We start from the raw sequence: 15,931 nt of genomic DNA, 5'->3' as shown, positions 1-15,931 counted from the left end.
GTGCTCGACGAGCTGGTCGTGCACGATGCCGCCGCCGTCGAGCAGCAGCACCCGGTCGGCGACCAGCAGCGCCTCGTCCACGTCGTGGGTGACCAGCAGGATCGCGCAGCCGTGCCGCTGCCACAGCTCCCCCACCAGCGCCTGCACCTTGATCCGGGTGAGCGCGTCGAGCGCGGAGAACGGTTCGTCGAGCAGCAGCAGGTCCGGTTCCCGCACCAGGGCGCGGGCCAGCGACGCGCGCTGCGCCTCGCCGCCGGAGAGCACCTTCGGCCACTCGTCGACCCGGTGCCCGAGGCCCACCTCCTCCAGCGCCGCCACGGCCTTGGCCCGGTCCGGCCTGCCACGCAGGCCGAGGACCACGTTGCGCCACACCCGCTTCCACGGCAGCAGCCGCGGCGCCTGGAAGGCGACGGCGCGCCGCTGGGCGACCCGCACTTCGCCGCTGATCTCGTGGTCGAGGTCGGCGAGGATGCGCAGCAGGGTGCTCTTGCCGCAGCCGCTGGGGCCGAGCAGGGCGACGAACTGGCCGGGTTCGATGTCCAGGTCCAGGCCGTCGAGCACGGTGCGGTCGCCGAAGCTCTTGGTGAGCCCGCGCACGGAGGCCGCCGACTCGGCGGGCGCGGGGGCCACCGCGACGCCGGTGGGCTCGGGGGTCACCTGGTCGGTGTCGGGTGCGGATTCGGTCACGCTCCGCGGAAAGCCGGTCGCCATGCCAGCACGGTCCTTTCGAGAAGTCGGACGAGGAAGTCGGCCACCAGGCCGAGCAGGGCGTAGAGCACCAGGCACACGACGATCACGTCGGTCTGGAAGAACTCGCGGGCCATGTTCATCTCGTAGCCGATGCCGGCCGTCGCGTTGATCGTCTCGCCGAACACCAGCGCCAGCCACGCCGAGCCGAGCGAGAACCGCAGCCCCACCAGCGCGTTCGGCATCGCCGCAGGCAGGATCACGTGCCGCACCTGGGCGAACCAGCCGAGCCCGAGGGTCTTGGCCGCTTCGACCAGCCCGGCGTCCACGTTGCGGATGCCGCCGAAGATGTTCATGTACAGCGGGAAGGTCACCGCGAGCGCGATGAGCACGATCTTCGGCGTCTCCCCGATCCCGAACCAGATGATCAGCAGCGGGATGAGGCCGATCACCGGCACGGTGCGCAGCATCTGCATCGGGGCGTCGGCGATGTCCTCCCCGCGCCGGAACAGCCCGGAGAGGGTCGCGAGCACGACGGCGGCGACCAGGCCGAAGACGAGGCCGACCGCGACGCGCTGCACCGAGGCGAGCACCGCGTCCTGCAACCGGCCCTCCTGCCACATCTCCCAGGCGGTGGCGGCGACCGTGCCCGGGGAGGCGAGCGTGTCGTCGTCGAGGACACCGGTGGAGCTGAGCACCTGCCACAGCACGATCAGCCCGATCGGGCTGAAGGTCTTGACCAGCCAGCGGGGCAGCCGCTGCTCCCCCTTGGCCCGGTCGGTGCGCACCGTCGTGACGGGTATCGCGCCGGGGCCGGGGCCGGTGTCGGATCGGGCGCTCTCGGGCGCTGGCAAGGTCATCGTCACGCTCCACTGGCATGCGGGGAGGCGGCACCGGCCGGGTTCGGCGCGGTGCGGCGGAGTTCGAGGGCGCGTCGGCGTCGACGCGGTACCGGGCGCTCCGGTTCGGGAGCGGCCTGCGGTGCGGAGGGTGCCCGGGGCCGGGCGGGAGGAAGGGCTCAGGCGCTACAGAGCGCGGAGGACACTCGGGCGAAATCCACGTATCCGCGCGTGGTGAGCGTCGACGTCCGGGCCATGCGATCACGGTAGCCACGCGCCGCGCCCGCTGTAAACCCAACCCGGCACGACAGGATTGACCTCTCGGATGGTGGGACTCCGCCGGGCAGCCCCCGCACCGGCGATCGGACGGGCAGGAGAACCCCTAGAAGGCCCGCGGAACGGGCGGGCGGACCGCGCCGCTCGGATATGATCGCCGCATCATGAGCTCCGGCGAACTGCTGGCCGTCAGCGATCTGCACGTCGCGATGGCCGAGAACAAGGACATCGCGCGCGGGCTGCGGCCCCGCACCGACGAGGACTGGCTGATCGTCGCGGGCGACGTGGGCGAGCTGTCCGAGGACATCTCCTGGGCGCTGGGCATGCTCGCCGAGCGGTTCGCGAAGGTCATCTGGGTTCCCGGCAACCACGAGCTGTGGACGCCGAAGCAGGACCCGCTGCAGCTGCGCGGCGAAGCCCGCTACCTGGAACTGGTGCGCCGCTGCCGCGAACTCGGCGTCGTCACGCCGGAGGACGAGTTCCCGGTGTGGACCGGGCGCGGCGGGCCGGTGACGATCGCGCCGCTGTTCGTGCTCTACGACTACACGTTCCGCCCCGCCGGGACCTCCACGAAGGAGGAGGCGCTGGCGGTCGCGCACGAGTCGGGCGTGGTGTGCAGCGACGAGTTCCTGCTGCACCCCGATCCGCACCCGACCCGCGACGACTGGTGCCGGGCCCGGCTGTCCTACAGCGAGCGCCGGCTCGCCGAGTGCGACCCGGAACTGCCGACGGTGCTGGTGAACCACTACCCGCTGGTGCGCGAACCCACCGACGTGCTCTGGTACCCGCAGTTCGCGCAGTGGTGCGGCACGGTGCACACCGCCGACTGGCACTTGCGGCACCGGGCGGCCGCGGTCGTCTACGGGCACCTGCACATCCCGCGCACCACCTGGCACGACGGCGTGCGGTTCCAGGAGGTGTCGGTGGGCTACCCGCGCGAGTGGAAGCGGCACGGGCTGCCGGACGATCCGCTGCGCCTGGTCTTCCCGGAGGAGACGTCGTGATCGAACGCCTGCTGCCCGGCGAACTCGCCTGGGAGGAGACCCGCACCGATCCGCCGGACGCCTGGCTGTTCGACGAGGAGGCGGCGGTCATCGCGCGCGCCGTGGACAAGCGGCGCCGCGAGTTCACCACCGCGCGGCACTGCGCCCGCGCCGCCCTCGCGAAGATCGGCGTGCCCGCCGCACCGCTGCTGCCCGGCGAGCGGGGCGCACCCGGCTGGCCGGACGGGGTGGTGGGCAGCATGACGCACTGCGCCGGCTACCGGGCCGCCGTCGTCGGGCTGCGGGACTCGGTGCTCACCGTCGGCATCGACGCCGAGCCGCACGACGCGCTGCCGGACGGGGTGCTCAACGCGGTGACGCTGCCGGCCGAACGGCCGCGGATCGAGGCGCTGTCCACTGCGGACCCGTCCGTGCACTGGGACCGGATCCTGTTCAGCGCCAAGGAATCCGTGTACAAGGCGTGGTTCCCGATCGCGCGGGAGTGGCTGGGGTTCGAGGACGCCGACCTCACCCTCGACCGGGACGGAACGTTCGCCGCGCGACTGCTCAAGACCGGGCCGGAGGTGGAGGGCGAGCCGCTCACGTCGTTCGCCGGGCGCTGGCTCGCCGACGACGGCCTCATCATCACCGCCATCGCCCGCCTGCCGCGCTGATCCCGCGCGCACCACCGCCGGGTCCGGGACGCGGTGCTCACCCGCCCCACCGGGGCATCCCCGCCCGCGACGGCACGTCCCTGGTCAGGCCGCGGTGAGGACGAGACCGCTGGTGGGGACCCCGGTTCCGGCGGTGACCAGGACGTTCGGGACGTCGGTGAGCTGGTTGGCGGCGGTGCCGCGGAGCTGGCGGACCGCCTCGGCGATGCCGTTCATGCCGTGCACGTAGGCCTCGCCGAGCTGACCGCCGTGGGTGTTGATCGGCAACCGCCCGTCCAGCCCGATACCGCCGTCGGCGATGAAGTGCCGCGCCTCGCCGCGCCCGCAGAAGCCGAGTTCTTCCAGCTGCACCAGCACGAACGGCGTGAAGTGGTCGTAGAGCACCGCCGTCCGCACGTCCTGCGGCCCGAACCCGGCCTGCCCCCACAGCTGGCGAGCGACCAGTCCCAGCTCCGGGAGCGCCGCGAGCTCCTGGCGGTAGTAGCTGGTCATGGTGAACTGGTCCGGCCCGCTGCCCTGCGCGGCGGCGGCGACCACGGCGGGCGGGTGCGGCAGGTCCCGGGCCCTTTCGGCGCTGACCACGACCACGGCGACGCCGCCGTCGCTCTCCTGGCAGCAGTCCAGCAGGTGCAGCGGCTCGGTGATCCACCGGGACTCCTGGTGCTCGGCGAGGGTGATGGGCCGCCCGTGGAACCAGGCCTTCGGGTTGGTGGCCGCGTGCGCGCGGTCGACGACCGCGACCCGGCCGAAGTCCTCGCTGGTGGCGCCGTACTCGTGCAGGTAGCGGCGGGCGAACATGGCGACCTGCGCGGCCGGGGTGCCGAGTCCGACGGGATAGCTCCAGCCGTTGTCCACTCCGGACGAGGTGGGGGCGGCGGCCGCGGCGGCCTGCACCTGGCCGAACCGGTGCCCGGAGCGCTCGTTGAACGCCCGGTAGCACACCACGACGTCCGCGATCCCGGCCGAGACGGCGAGCGCGGCCTGCTGCACGGTGGCGCAGGCGGCACCGCCGCCGTAGTGCACCCGGCTGAAGAACCGCAGTTCCGGCACGCCCAGTTCGCGCGCCACCGCGATCTCGGTGTTCTCGTCCATCGTGAACGTCACCAGACCATCCACATCGGACGGTTCGAGCCCGGCGTCGGTGACCGCGGCGCGGACCGCCTCGGCGGCCAGCTGGAGTTCGCTGCGGCCGGAGTCCTTGGAGAACTCGGTGGCGCCGATCCCGGCGATGGCGGTCCGTCCCGCGAAGCTCATGATGCCCCCTCCGGCAGCGCGACCCGGACGGTGCCGCGCAGGTGTTCGCCGAGTCCGTTGCGGCCCAGCACCTCCACCTCGAACTCGCCGTCGTCCGCGCGGGACAGCACCTGCCCGAACAGCGCCAAGGTGTCGTGCGCGTAGCAGGGTGCGCCGAGCCGCACCGACACGCCGCGCACCAGCGCCTCCGGGCCCGCCCAGTCGGTGACGTAGCGCTGCGCGAGCCCGGTGCTGGTGAGGATGTTGACGAAGATGTCCGCGGATCCCCCGGCCTGCGCCCGGTCGCGGTCGTGGTGCACGTCCTGGAAGTCGCGGGTGGCGAGCGCGCTGCTGACGATGAAGGTCGGCGTCATCTCGATCCGCACCTCCGGCAGCGACTCCCCCACCCGCACCTCCGGGGCGGTGCGCGTGCGCGGCAACGTGGTCATGCGGCACCTCCGGCCGGCCGCCAGAACGGCGTGGTGATCTCCCCTTCGGCCCGGTAGTCCACCTGGACCCGCAGGCCGATCTCGACCCGGTCCGGTTCGACGCCGTGCAGCTCGCCGAGCATCCGCACCCCTTCGTCCAGTTCCACCAGCGCGATCACCAGCGGCAGCGTCTTGCCCGGTAGCGGCGGGTGGTGGTGCACCACGTAGCTGTACACCTCACCGAGCCCGGCGGCGACCAGGTGCGTCGGCGAGGTGGCGCCGCACTCCGGGCACATCGGGCCGGGCGGGTGGCGCAGCAGGCCGCAACCGCCGCAGCGCTGGATCCGGAGCTCCCGCTCGGCGGTGCCCGCCCAGAAGTACGCGGTGTCCCGGCTGATCGCGGGCAGGATCGCCGGCGCCGGTTCCGGTTCGGCCGCCGGAGCGGCCGGTTCCCCCTGCGGCGGCCGGAACTTCAGCACCCGGAACATCATCTCCGCGACCGGTTCCGCCCCGGAGTACCAGGTGCTGCGGGTGGTGACGAACCAGCCGTCGCCGAGGCCGGTCCACTTGGGGCCGACCACCGATTCGAGCCGGGTGGTGACGCCGATCCGCTCGCCGTGGCGCAGGTACCGGTGGTAGGTCTGCTCGCTGTTCGTCGCGACCACCGAGGTGAAACCGCGCTCGTCCAGCGCGGTCATCATCGCGTGCAGCGGATCGTCGGTGTCGAAGTCGGGGCGCAGCCCGGGCATCGTCCACACCTGCGCCATCGCGGGCGGGGCGACGAGTCCACCGTGGACGGACGCGGTGGCCGCGGATTCGTCGGTGTAGACGGGGTTCTCGTCGCCCAGCGCCTCCACCCAGTTGTTGATCATCGGTTGGTTCACCGGGTCCCGCGCGAGCCGCGGCCCCGACTCCCCCGCCGCCCGGATCCGCTCGGCCACCGCCCGGATCTCCGCATCGGCGTCCCGCTCCACCTGCACGCCCATCACCGCTCCCTCCGCTCCAGCGCCCGTCCCCGATCCCCGCGCCCCGCCACGGCGAAGCCGGTCAGCACCGGTCGCGGCGGGCTCGTGCCGCTCACCGCGGGACCCTGGGCAATCCGAGACCGGCCGTGGCGATCAGCTCCCGCTGGACCTCGTTGACACCGCCGCCGAAGGTGAGCACCAAGTTCCGCTTGCCCTGCACGTCCAGCCAGTCCAGCAGCCGCCCGGTGCCGGGGTCGGCGGCGTCGCCGTGCCGGGCCACCACCTCCTCGAACAGCCGGCCCAGGGATTGGATGCGCTCGGAGGTGAGCACCTTCGTCGTCGAGGCGTCCGCCGCCGCCACCGGCCCGCCCGCGGCGACCTGCCAGTTCAGCAGCTCGTTCACCCGGGTGCAGGCGTGCGCGAGCGCCAGCGCGCGCCGCACGTCCGGCAGCTCCACCAGCGGGGTGCCGTCCGGGTCGCGGCGCGCGGCGGCCCAATCCCGGACGCGCGCGGCCATCCCGTCGATGCGCCCAGCGGGCCCGAGCATGACCCGCTCGTGGTTGAGCTGGGTGGTGATCAGCTGCCAGCCGCGGTCCTGCTCCCCCACGAGCCGCGACACCGGCACCCGCACCCCGGTGAAGTAGGTGGCGTTGACGTGGTGCGCCCCGTCGCAGGTGATGATCGGCGTCCACGAGTAGCCGGGGTCGGTGGTGTCCACGATGAGGATCGAGATCCCCCGGTGCTTCGGCGCGTCCGGGTCGGTGCGGCAGGCCAGCCAGATGTGGTCGGCGTCGTGCGCACCGGTGGTGAAGATCTTCTGGCCGTCCACCACGTAGTGGTCGCCGTCGCGCACGGCGCGGGTGCGCAGCGCGGCCAGGTCGGTGCCCGCCTCCGGTTCGGTGTAGCCGATGGCGAAGTGCAGCTCCCCGGCGAGGATCTTGGGCAGGAAGTGGGCCTTCTGCTCGGGCGTGCCGTGCGCCAGCAGCGTCGGGCCCACCGTCTGCAGCGTCACCGAGGGCAGCTGCACGTCGGCGCGCGCCGCCTCGCTGGCGAAGATGTGCTGGGCCACCGGGCCGAACCCGCGGCCGCCGTACTCCACGGGCCAGCCGACGCCGAGCCACCCGTCGCGGCCCATCCGCCGCACGACTTCGCGGTACACCGCGCCGTGCCGCTCGGTGCCGAGTTCGGCCCGCTCCTCCTCGCTGAGCAGTCCGCCGAAGTACTCGCGCAGTTCGGCGCGCAGCGCCTGCTGCTGCTCGGTGCAGTCGATGAACACGGGTGCTCCTCACCGCCGCGCGAGCCGGTCGGCGCGCGCGTCCACCGCGCTCCCGGGGCCGCCCAGCAGCCTGGTCAGGTCCTTCACCAGCGAGTGGTGCCGGTGCAACGGGTAGGTGACGTCGAGCCCGATCCCGCCGTGCAGGTGGTGGCAGGTGTGCAGCGCGGCCGGGGCCTGCTCGGTGAGCCACAGCGCGGCGACCGCCAGGTCCTCCTCGGCGGGGCGCCGCTCGTCGAGCCGCCAGCAGGCCGCGAGCACCGCGAGGTGCAGGGTGCGGGCGGCGATGTGCACGTCGGCGATCTGCCCGGCGACGGCTTGGAACGCCGCGAGCGGCCTGCCGAACTGGGTGCGGGTGCGCACGTGCTCGGTGGTGAGCGCGAGCGCGCCCGCGAGGGCGCCGTCGCCGAGCGCGCAGATCCCGGCGCGGGCGCACCGCAGCAGGTCGGGCAGCGCGTCCGCGCCGCCGAGCCGTTCGCCGCGCGCCTGCGCGAAGCGCGCGGTCCACGCGGTGCCGCCGGAGGTCGAGGTGGGTTCCAGCTCGACGCCGGGCGCGTCGGGCCGCAGCAGCGCGACGGCGGTCCCACCGCCTTCGACGGTGACCGGGACCAGGATCTCGCGGGCCGCGGCGGCCGCGGGCACGTCGGTCTTGGTGCCGGTGACGACCAGCTCGGCGCCGTCCGGCCGGGCCGAGGTGCGGGGTGCGGGGGTCAGCGGCGCGGAGGGTTCGCCGAGCGCGGCGGTGAGCACCTGCCCGGATCCGACCTCGCCGAGCAGCCGGTCCTGCTGGGCGGGGGTACCGTGCCGGGCCACCGGCAGCACGCCGAACGCCGTGGTCGCCAGCGCCGGGACGGGGGCCGCGTGCCTGCCGATCTCGGCGAGCAGCACGGCGGTGGCCAGCGGGCCGAGCCCGGCGCCGCCGAGGCGTTCCGGGACGGCCAGCGAGAGCAGTCCGGCGGCGGCCAGCGCCTTCCAGGTGCGAGAACCCGTTCCGGATCCGTCGCCGTCCGGCGCGTTCCGGCTCCGATCGCGTTCGCGGACGAGGACGTCGTTCGCCAGCTCCCGCAACGGTTGATGCGTGTCGTCGAGCGCGAAATCCACATCGGCTCCCCGCGTCGCCCAGCCCGGATCATGAATGGAACTTGTTCTAGTTCTAGCCGCACGGGCGGTCCCGGCGCAAGGGTTCAGCCCCGCGGCAGGCCCAGGATCCGCTCGGCCGCGACCGTGCGCAGCACCTGCGTGGTGCCGCCTGCGATGCTCAGGCACCGGCTGAGCAGGAACTCCCGCGCCGGTCCCGCCGCCGCACCGTCGGCCGCCGCGCCCTCCGCTCCGAGCAGTTCCAACGCCGTCTCCGCGACCTGCTGGCGGTGGCGCACCCCGACCAGCTTCTCCACGCTCGCCTGCGCGCCCGGATCGCGGCCTTCCAGGCTCAGCAGCGTCGCCCGCGAACGCAGCAGCGACACCGACAGGCCCTCCGCCACCCGCGCGCCCACCCGGTCCAGCCCGGGATCGTCCGCCTCCCGCGCCACCGCCAGCAGCGCTTCCACCTCCGCGCCCAGCGCCGAACCACCGCCCATCGCGACCCGCTCGCCGGACAGCGTGGTGCGCGCCAGCCGCCAGCCCTGACCCGGTTCGCCCACCACCTGCTCGTCGGGCACGAACACGCCGTCCAGGAACACCTCGTTGAACACCGACTCGCCGGTGATCTCCCGCAGCGGGCGCACGTCGATGCCCTCGGCCGCCATGTCCACCAGGAAGTAGGTGATGCCGCGGTGCTTCGGCACGTCCGGGTCGGTGCGGGCCAGGCAGATCGCCCAGTGCGCCTCGCGGGCCATCGACGTCCACACCTTCTGCCCGTGCAGCCGCCACCCGCCGGGCACCCGTTCGGCACGGGTGCGCAGCCCGGCCAGGTCGGAGCCCGCCCCGGGCTCGCTGAACAGCTGGCACCAGGTGATCTCGCCGAGCGCGGTGGGCCGCACGAACCGCGCGCACTGCTCGGCCGTGCCGTGCCCGAGCAGCGTCGGCACCGCCCAGCCGCCGATCACCAGGTCCGGGCGGACCACCCCGGCGGCGCGCAGCTCCTCGTCGATCAGCAGCTGCAGGCCGGGGCCCGCGTCGAGGCCGTGCGGGCGCGGCCAGTGCGGCGCGAGGTAACCGGTGTCGACCAGCCGCGCCCGCTGCTCACCGGCCGGAGTCCGCGCCAGTTCCCGGGCGGTGGCGCGCACTTCCGCCCGCCGCTCCCGCACCGCCGCGGGCAGCTCGCCGCCCGCGCCGAGCCCGCGGCGGGCACCACCCAGGGCGAGCTCGGCGGTGCGCCGCCGCCACGCCCCTCCCCCGCCGAGCCACTGCCGCAGGGCCACCGCGCGCCGCAGGTGCAGGTGCGCGTCGTGCTCCCAGGTGAAGCCGATGCCGCCGAGCACCTGCACGCAGTCCTTCGCGGTGTCCACCGCCGCGTCCAGCGCGATCGCCCCGGCCGCCGCGGCCGCGAGCGGGTGCTGGCCGGGGTCCTCGTCCAGCGCGCGGGCCGCGTCCCAGGCCAGCGCGGCGACCTGCTCGGCGCGGCACAGCATCTCGGCGCACAGGTGCTTGACGGCCTGGAAGCTCCCGATCACCCGGCCGAACTGCTCGCGGGTGCGGGCGTGCGCCACCGCCGTGCGCAGGCACCACCCGGCGACCCCGGAGGCCTCGGCCGCCGCGAGGGTCACCAGCACGTCGCGCACCTCCGCAGTGCCCATCCCGGGCAGCAGCGACTCCGCGCCGACCTCGACGCCGGAGAGCTCGATCCGGCCCAGCGAGCGGGAGAAGTCCAGCGCGCGGCGCGGTTCGATCCGGGCGCGGGCCGCGTCGAGCAGGAACCACGCGTCCCGCCCGTCCGGGCCGCGCGCGGCGAGCAGCAGGCTGGCGGCGTCCGGCGCGGACGGCACCGGATCGACCACGCCGGACACGAGCAGCCCGCCGCGCGGGCCCGCTTCGGCGACCAGTCCTCCGGGGCCGGCCGCGACCGCGACCGGGAGCGCACCCGCGGCCAGTTCCGGCAGCACGGCGGGGAGATCTCCACCACGGCCGAGCAGCACGCCGGCCGCGCAGGTCGAGGCGATCGGCCCGGGCGGCAGCGCCTCGGCCACCGGTTCCAGCGCCGCCGCCAGATCGGCCATCCCGCCGCCCGCGCCACCGTTGCGCTCCGGCACCGCGATGGCGAACACGCCCAGCTCGGCCAACTCCGCCCAGCCGCGGCCCGGTTCCCACCGGGTTCCGGGTTCTTCGCGGGCCCGCACCTCGCCGGTGCCGTCGAGCCGGTCGGCCCACGCCCGGATCGACTCCCGCACGTCGCGCTGCAGTTCGGTGCTCGCGATCGGCATCGCGCCCTCCCACGCCGGAGACTAGGTAGAACACGTTCTACCTGATTCGGGGTGTTCCTGCGTAGGCTCGGCGGGACAGCCGGACCCGAAAGGACTCACGTGACACCGACCGCGACGACCGGAACCCCCAGCCTGCCGCCCGAACTCGCGGCCAAGGCCGAGCGGGCGATCGGCTTCATGCCCGCCGACGAAGGGCTCGCGCTGCACCGCGCCGCCCTCGACTTCCTCGGCACCGGGCTGGCCGTCGAGGTCGGGTCCTACTGCGGGAAGTCGACGATCTACCTGGGCGCGGCGGCCCGCGCCACCGGCGGCCGCATCGTCACCGTCGACCACCACCGCGGTTCCGAGGAGCACCAGCCCGGCTGGGAGTACCACGACCCGCAGCTGGTGGACCCGCAGGTCGGCAAGCTCGACACGCTCGGCGTGTTCCGCCGCACGATCGCCGACGCCGGGCTGGAGGACGAAGTGGTGGCGATCGTCGGCAGCTCCCGCACCACGTCCTCGTTCTGGCGCAGCCCGCTGAACCTGGTGTTCATCGACGGCGGGCACACCGACGAGGCGGCGAACACCGACTTCGAGGGCTGGGCGCCGTGGGTCGCGCCCGGCGGGGCGCTGGTCATCCACGACGTGTTCCCCGACCCGGCCGACGGCGGGCAGGCGCCGTACCGGATCTACCGCCGCGCCCTCGACGGCGGGAACTTCCGGGAGGTCCGCCAGGTCGGCTCGCTGCGCGTGCTGGAACGCACCGCGGGCGAACCCGGCACCCTCTGACTCCGGACGAGCGGCCCACCGGCCCGGCGAGAACGGGCAGGTGGGCTGCCGGGCCCGATCAGTCGGTGACGAGCTCCGAGAGCCGCGCGGGGCAGCCGCAGGCGTCGTCCACCGGGCGGGCGCCGGTCGGCGGGCCGGGCCGGGCGGTGTGGAAGATCGCGGCGCCCGGCGTCGCGCGGCACAGCGCGTCCGCGGCCAGCACCACCGCCGCCCCCGTCCACGTGGTGCGCTCCACCGGCCACCGCTTGCGGTCGGAGTAGACCAGGCCGGTCCAGTACGAACCGTCCTCCTCGCGCAGGTGCTGCATCGAGGCCAGCGCCTGCACCGCCAGCTCCCGCCGCCCCAGCAGCTCCAGGCTCAGCACCAGCTCGCAGGTCTCCGCGCCCGTCACCCAGGGGTTGTCGTCCACGCACCGCACGCCGAGCCCGTCGACGAAGAAGTCCGACCAGCGCCGCATGATCCGGTCGTGGCCGGTGGCATCGCGCAGCGGTCCGCCCAGGACCGGGTAGTACCAGTCCATCGCGTAGCGGTCCTTCGCCGCGAACGCCTCCGGGTGGTGGCGCAGCGCGTGCGCCAGCCGCTCCAGCGCCACCTCCCAGTCCGGCTGCGCGACGCCGAGGCGCTCGGCCAGCGCCAGCGCGCACACCAGGCTGTGGTGGATGCTGGCGCTGCCCGCCAGCAGCGCCTCCCCCGCGACCTCGCCGCCGGTGCCCCGCGCCCAGGCGACCTCGCCGCGGACCTGCTGCAGGCCCAGCACGAAGTCGATCGCCCGCCGCACCACCGGCCACATCCGCTCGGCGAACCCCTCGTCACCGGTGGTCGTGACGTGGTGCCAGACGCCGACCGCCGGGTAGGCGCAGAAGTTGCTGTCCGACGCGGCGTCCTCCACCGCGCCGTCCCGCACCTGCAGCGGCCAGGACCCGTCCGAGCGCTGCGTCGCGCGCAGCCACTCGTAGGCCCGTTCGGCCTCGGTGACCAGGCCGGCCGCCGACAGGGCCATCGCCGACTCGACGTGGTCCCACGGGTCCACGTGCCCGCCGGGGAACCACGGCACCGCGCCGGAACGCAGCTGCACCGCGGCGATGGACCGCGCGGTCGCCAGCACCTGCGGCGCGGAGACCACCCCGTCGACGGCCGGCAGGTCAGGCACTCGCGACTCCCGGTTTGTACAGGTACACCGCGAGGCTCTTGCCGAGCACCGGGTTCAGCGCGGACTCGACGGTCCGGGTCAGCCACGGCTTCTTCATCAGGTCCCACACCAGCAGCTTGTGGTACAGCTTCGGCAGCGGGTGGTCCCCGTCGTCCACGCCCACCGCGCACTTGAGCCACCAGTACGGCGAGTGCAGCGCGTGCGCGTGGTGGTGGTGCACCTCGCGCAACCCCGCCTCCCGCAACCGGCCGATCAGCTGCTCGCGCCGGTAGATGCGCACGTGCCCGCCCTCGACCTGGTGGTACTCGTCGGACAGCGCCCAGCAGATCCGCTCCGGCCACTGCCGCGGGACCGTCACCACGACGCGGCCGCCGGGCCGCACCACGCGCACCAGTTCGCGCATGGCCTTCTCGTCCTCCGGGATGTGCTCCATGATCTCGGAGGCGATGACCTGGTCGAAGTGGTCGTCCGGGAACGGCAGGCCGAGCGCGTCCCCGCTGACCGTCGTCGCCGACGCCCCTTCCGGCACCTCACCGGCGGCGGCCATCGCGCCGAACATCGTCTCCACCTCGGCCAGCGCCTCGGTGTCCTGGTCGAAGGCCACCACGTTCGCGCCGCGCCGCAGGTACTCGAAGGAGTGCCGTCCGGCACCGCACCCGAGGTCCAGCACCCGCTGCCTGCCGTTCTCGCCCATCCGCCGCCTGCGCTCCGGGTCGTCCAGCAGCGCGCCGAGCGCCCCGGCGAGCGCTTCGGCGTCCCCGGGCGGCACCAGGTCGGCGCACTCCCCGTCCGGTCCGGCGACCTCCGGGATCGCGCCCGCGCGGCTGGCGACCAGCGGGGTGCCGCAGGACATCGCCTCGACCGTGGGCAGCGAGAAGCCCTCGTAGAGCGACGGCACGCAGGCGATCTCGGCGGAGCCGACCAGCTCGGCGAGCTCCTCGTCGCTGATGCCGCTGACGGTGCGGACCGCGCCGGAGATGTCCAGCTCGTCGATGAGCCGTTCGGTCGGCCCGCCCGGGGTCGGCGAGGCGACGAGAACGAGTTCCACCTCGCGCTCGGTGCGCAGCTTCGCCACCGCCTCCAGCAGCGTGCCGACGCCCTTGAGCGGGGTGTCCGCGCTGGCCATCGCGACGATCCGGCCGGGCACCCGCGGGCGCTCCGGCGGCCGGAACACCTCGTGGTCCACGCCGAGCGGCACCACCCGCAGCCGTCCCGGGTCCACGCCGAAGTCCTCGACGATGTCGCGGGCCGAGGATTCCGAGACGGTGAGCAGTTCGGGGATCCGCCGCGCCACCCGGCCCTGCATCCGCAGGAACCCGTACCAGCGGCGCACCCCGAACCGCCGCCAGCCCTCGGCGGCGGCCAGCTCCAGCCTGCGGTCGTGGGTGATCGGGTGGTGCACGGTCGCCACCAGCGGCAGCCCGGCGCGGCGCAGCCCCAGCAGCCCGTAGCCGAGGCATTGGTTGTCGTGCACCACGTCGAACTCGCCGGCCCGCGCCCGCAGCAGCTTCGCCGCGCGCAGGCTGAAGGTGAGCGGTTCCGGGAAGCCGGCCGACCACATGGTCGCGACCTCCAGCACGTCGGTGAGATCGCGCAGCTCCCGCCAGTGCGGGGTGCGGAACGGGTCGGGTTCCCGGTAGAGGTCCAGGCTCGGCACCCGGGTCAGCTCCACGCCCGGATCCAGGTCCGGGTACGGCGGGCCGGAGAACACCTCGACGCGGTGGCCGAGCCCGACCAGTTCGCGGCTCAGGTTCCGGACGTAGACGCCTTGCCCGCCGCAGTGCGGCTTGCTCCGGTACGACAGCAGCGCTACTCGCACGAATTCACCTCGCAGGGCCGCCGCGGCACGCAACGGGTAGAGTGGAACATGTTCTCATCCAGGCATGCGGCCGGCGCAGCCCCGCCGGGAGGGACGCCGCCCCCGCGGGCGGCGCAGCGAGACCGACGCACGAGAGGACCGACCTCATGAACGCCATGCCGCGACGCGGTGCCGCGAGCAGCGCGGCCAGCCTGCTGGCCGACGACCAGGGCGGCTCGGCGGCGCAGAACGCGCGTCGCAAGCGGATCATCGACGCCACCATCGCCCTCGCGGGCAAGGGCGGTTACGAGGCCGTGCAGATGCGCGCGGTGGCCGAGAAGGCCGACGTGGCGCTGGGAACGCTCTACCGGTACTTCCCGTCCAAGATCCACCTGTTGGTGACCGGCCTGGCCCGCGAGTTCGAGCGGTCGCTGGACCGGCTGGACCGCAGCAAGATCCCCGGCGACACCCCGTACGACCGGGTGCTGCACGTGCTGTCCCGCACGACCCGCAACATGCAGCGCAACCCGCAGTTGACCGAGGCGATGACGCGGGCGTTCATGTTCGCCGACACCTCGGCGGCCAACGAGGTCGACGCGGTCGGCGCGCTGACCGAGGCGCTGTTCAGCGGGGCGATGACCACCGGCGACGAGGAGCCGACCGACGAGCAGCGCGCGATCGCCCGCGTGATCGCGGACGTGTGGCTGTCCAACCTGGTCGCCTGGGTGACCCGCCGCGCCTCGGCGACCGACGTGGCGAACCGGCTGGAGCTCACGGTTCGCCTGCTGCTGCGCTGAAACCCGGCGCGCGCTGTGCCGCCGTCCCATCAGGCCTGCCGGTAGCGGTCGACACCGTCCGATGTGGACCGGCGCAGGCGGCCGCGCTCCACCAGCACGTCCAGGTGCGCCAGGGTCTCGCCGACGGCCAGGATCCGGTTGAACTCGTCCAGGTCGGCGAAGGCCCGCTCCCGGCGGGTCCAGCCGAGCACGCCCGCGACCTCGAAGCCGGTCGCCGCGCCCGCGAGCACGGCGGCCGCGGTCTGGTCGAGGCGCCGCTCGTGGTGGTCGAGGAGTTCGGCGACCCTGGCGTGCGCGCTGCCGGTGACCGGTCCGTGCGCGGGCAGCAGCCGCAGGTCCGGCAGCTCGCCGACCAGCCGCAGCGAGCTCAGGTAGTCACCGAGCGGCAGCGGGGTGCGGGCGGCCTCCAGCCCGATGGACGGCGTGATGTGCGGCAGCACGTGGTCCCCGGCGAACAGCAACCCGTTCGCCGCGTCGACGAACACGACGTGCCCGCGGGTGTGGCCAGGGGTCTCCAGCACGCGCAGCGTCCGGGAACCGACCCGGACCTCGGCACCGTCGTCGAGCCACTCGTCGGGCTGCTCGTAGTCCTGCTCCGGCCCGCCGCCCCCCCCCCCCCGCGCGGGGCGCCCCCAAGCGGCGCGCGCGGGGGGCCCCGCGCGGTGCCGCGTTGCCCGCGGGCCGTGCCCCGGGGCCGG

Annotated in this window: 14 protein-coding genes and 1 pseudogene; 4 read left to right on the top strand and 11 right to left on the bottom strand. The window is 74.3% G+C overall.

Annotation, left to right across the window (positions count from 1 at the left end; genetic code table 11):
- Positions 1-630: ABC transporter ATP-binding protein (locus LCD31_RS15160; protein ID WP_374201659.1), on the bottom strand; the 630-nt coding region annotated here is incomplete at its 3' end.
- A 53-nt stretch (positions 631-683) separates the two neighbouring features.
- Positions 684-1,547, bottom strand: coding sequence for an ABC transporter permease (locus LCD31_RS15155; protein WP_224958873.1), 864 nt, complete (start codon positions 1,545-1,547; stop codon positions 684-686).
- A gap of 419 nt (positions 1,548-1,966) precedes the next feature.
- On the opposite strand from LCD31_RS15155, the gene LCD31_RS15150 reads away from it, so the two are divergent.
- Together LCD31_RS15150 and LCD31_RS15145 are read left to right on the top strand one after the other, a co-directional pair.
- Complete coding sequence (locus tag LCD31_RS15150) at positions 1,967-2,806, top strand: metallophosphoesterase (RefSeq protein ID WP_224958872.1); 840 nt, start codon at positions 1,967-1,969, stop codon at positions 2,804-2,806.
- Positions 2,803-3,459 (top strand): 4'-phosphopantetheinyl transferase superfamily protein, encoded by a 657-nt coding sequence (locus tag LCD31_RS15145; RefSeq protein ID WP_224958871.1) that lies wholly within the window; start codon positions 2,803-2,805, stop codon positions 3,457-3,459. The genes LCD31_RS15150 and LCD31_RS15145 overlap by 4 nt, the downstream gene beginning before the upstream one ends.
- An 84-nt stretch (positions 3,460-3,543) precedes the next feature.
- Here LCD31_RS15145 and LCD31_RS15140 read toward each other — a convergent pair whose 3' ends face one another.
- From LCD31_RS15140 to LCD31_RS15115, 6 genes are all read right to left on the bottom strand, one after another.
- On the bottom strand, positions 3,544-4,713 hold the full coding sequence (locus tag LCD31_RS15140; RefSeq protein ID WP_224958870.1) for a lipid-transfer protein: 1,170 nt from the start codon (positions 4,711-4,713) through the stop codon (positions 3,544-3,546).
- Positions 4,710-5,141, bottom strand: a complete 432-nt coding sequence (locus LCD31_RS15135) for a MaoC/PaaZ C-terminal domain-containing protein (protein ID WP_224958868.1) — start codon at positions 5,139-5,141, stop codon at positions 4,710-4,712. Before LCD31_RS15135 ends, LCD31_RS15140 begins: the two co-directional genes overlap by 4 nt.
- Positions 5,138-6,106: a bifunctional MaoC family dehydratase N-terminal/OB-fold nucleic acid binding domain-containing protein gene (locus tag LCD31_RS15130; RefSeq protein ID WP_224958866.1), complete on the bottom strand. Its 969-nt coding sequence runs from the start codon at positions 6,104-6,106 to the stop codon at positions 5,138-5,140. The genes LCD31_RS15135 and LCD31_RS15130 overlap by 4 nt, the downstream gene beginning before the upstream one ends.
- Before the next feature lie 91 nt (positions 6,107-6,197).
- Positions 6,198-7,361 carry an acyl-CoA dehydrogenase family protein gene (locus LCD31_RS15125; RefSeq protein WP_224958865.1) on the bottom strand — a complete coding sequence of 388 codons (1,164 nt, stop codon included), beginning with the start codon at positions 7,359-7,361 and terminating at the stop codon, positions 6,198-6,200.
- A gap of 9 nt (positions 7,362-7,370) precedes the next feature.
- A complete protein-coding gene (locus LCD31_RS15120) occupies positions 7,371-8,459 on the bottom strand; it encodes an acyl-CoA dehydrogenase family protein (protein ID WP_224958864.1) in 1,089 nt (362 codons plus the stop codon).
- An 83-nt stretch (positions 8,460-8,542) separates the two neighbouring features.
- Positions 8,543-10,717 (bottom strand): acyl-CoA dehydrogenase, encoded by a 2,175-nt coding sequence (locus LCD31_RS15115; RefSeq protein ID WP_224958863.1) that lies wholly within the window; start codon positions 10,715-10,717, stop codon positions 8,543-8,545.
- Positions 10,718-10,816: 99 nt separating this feature from the next.
- Between LCD31_RS15115 and LCD31_RS15110 the strand changes: the two genes are divergently transcribed.
- A complete protein-coding gene (locus LCD31_RS15110) occupies positions 10,817-11,488 on the top strand; it encodes a class I SAM-dependent methyltransferase (RefSeq protein WP_224958862.1) in 672 nt (223 codons plus the stop codon).
- Positions 11,489-11,546: 58 nt separating this feature from the next.
- On the opposite strand, the gene LCD31_RS15105 is transcribed toward LCD31_RS15110, so the two are convergent.
- Together LCD31_RS15105 and LCD31_RS15100 are read right to left on the bottom strand one after the other, a co-directional pair.
- Positions 11,547-12,638: a prenyltransferase gene (locus LCD31_RS15105; RefSeq protein WP_224958861.1), complete on the bottom strand. Its 1,092-nt coding sequence runs from the start codon at positions 12,636-12,638 to the stop codon at positions 11,547-11,549.
- Positions 12,631-14,457: a glycosyltransferase gene (locus LCD31_RS15100; RefSeq protein WP_224958859.1), complete on the bottom strand. Its 1,827-nt coding sequence runs from the start codon at positions 14,455-14,457 to the stop codon at positions 12,631-12,633. The genes LCD31_RS15105 and LCD31_RS15100 overlap by 8 nt, the downstream gene beginning before the upstream one ends.
- 155 nt (positions 14,458-14,612) lie before the next feature.
- Between LCD31_RS15100 and kstR the strand changes: the two genes are divergently transcribed.
- Entirely contained in the window at positions 14,613-15,233 is a 621-nt protein-coding gene (kstR, locus tag LCD31_RS15095) for a cholesterol catabolism transcriptional regulator KstR (RefSeq protein WP_374201658.1), read from the top strand.
- Between the two features lie 29 nt (positions 15,234-15,262).
- On the opposite strand, the pseudogene LCD31_RS15090 reads toward kstR, so the two are convergent.
- Positions 15,263-15,808 (bottom strand): annotated as a pseudogene (locus LCD31_RS15090) (MBL fold metallo-hydrolase); the annotation flags it as partial.
- Positions 15,809-15,931: the final 123 nt, after the last annotated feature.

It is taken from the genome of Saccharopolyspora sp. 6M, assembly GCF_020176775.1.
Taxonomy (GTDB): Bacteria; Actinomycetota; Actinomycetes; order Mycobacteriales; family Pseudonocardiaceae; genus Saccharopolyspora_C; species Saccharopolyspora_C gregorii.
The sequence above is the reverse complement of the archived record's forward strand: the minus strand, read 5'-3'. Positions and strand labels throughout refer to the sequence as shown.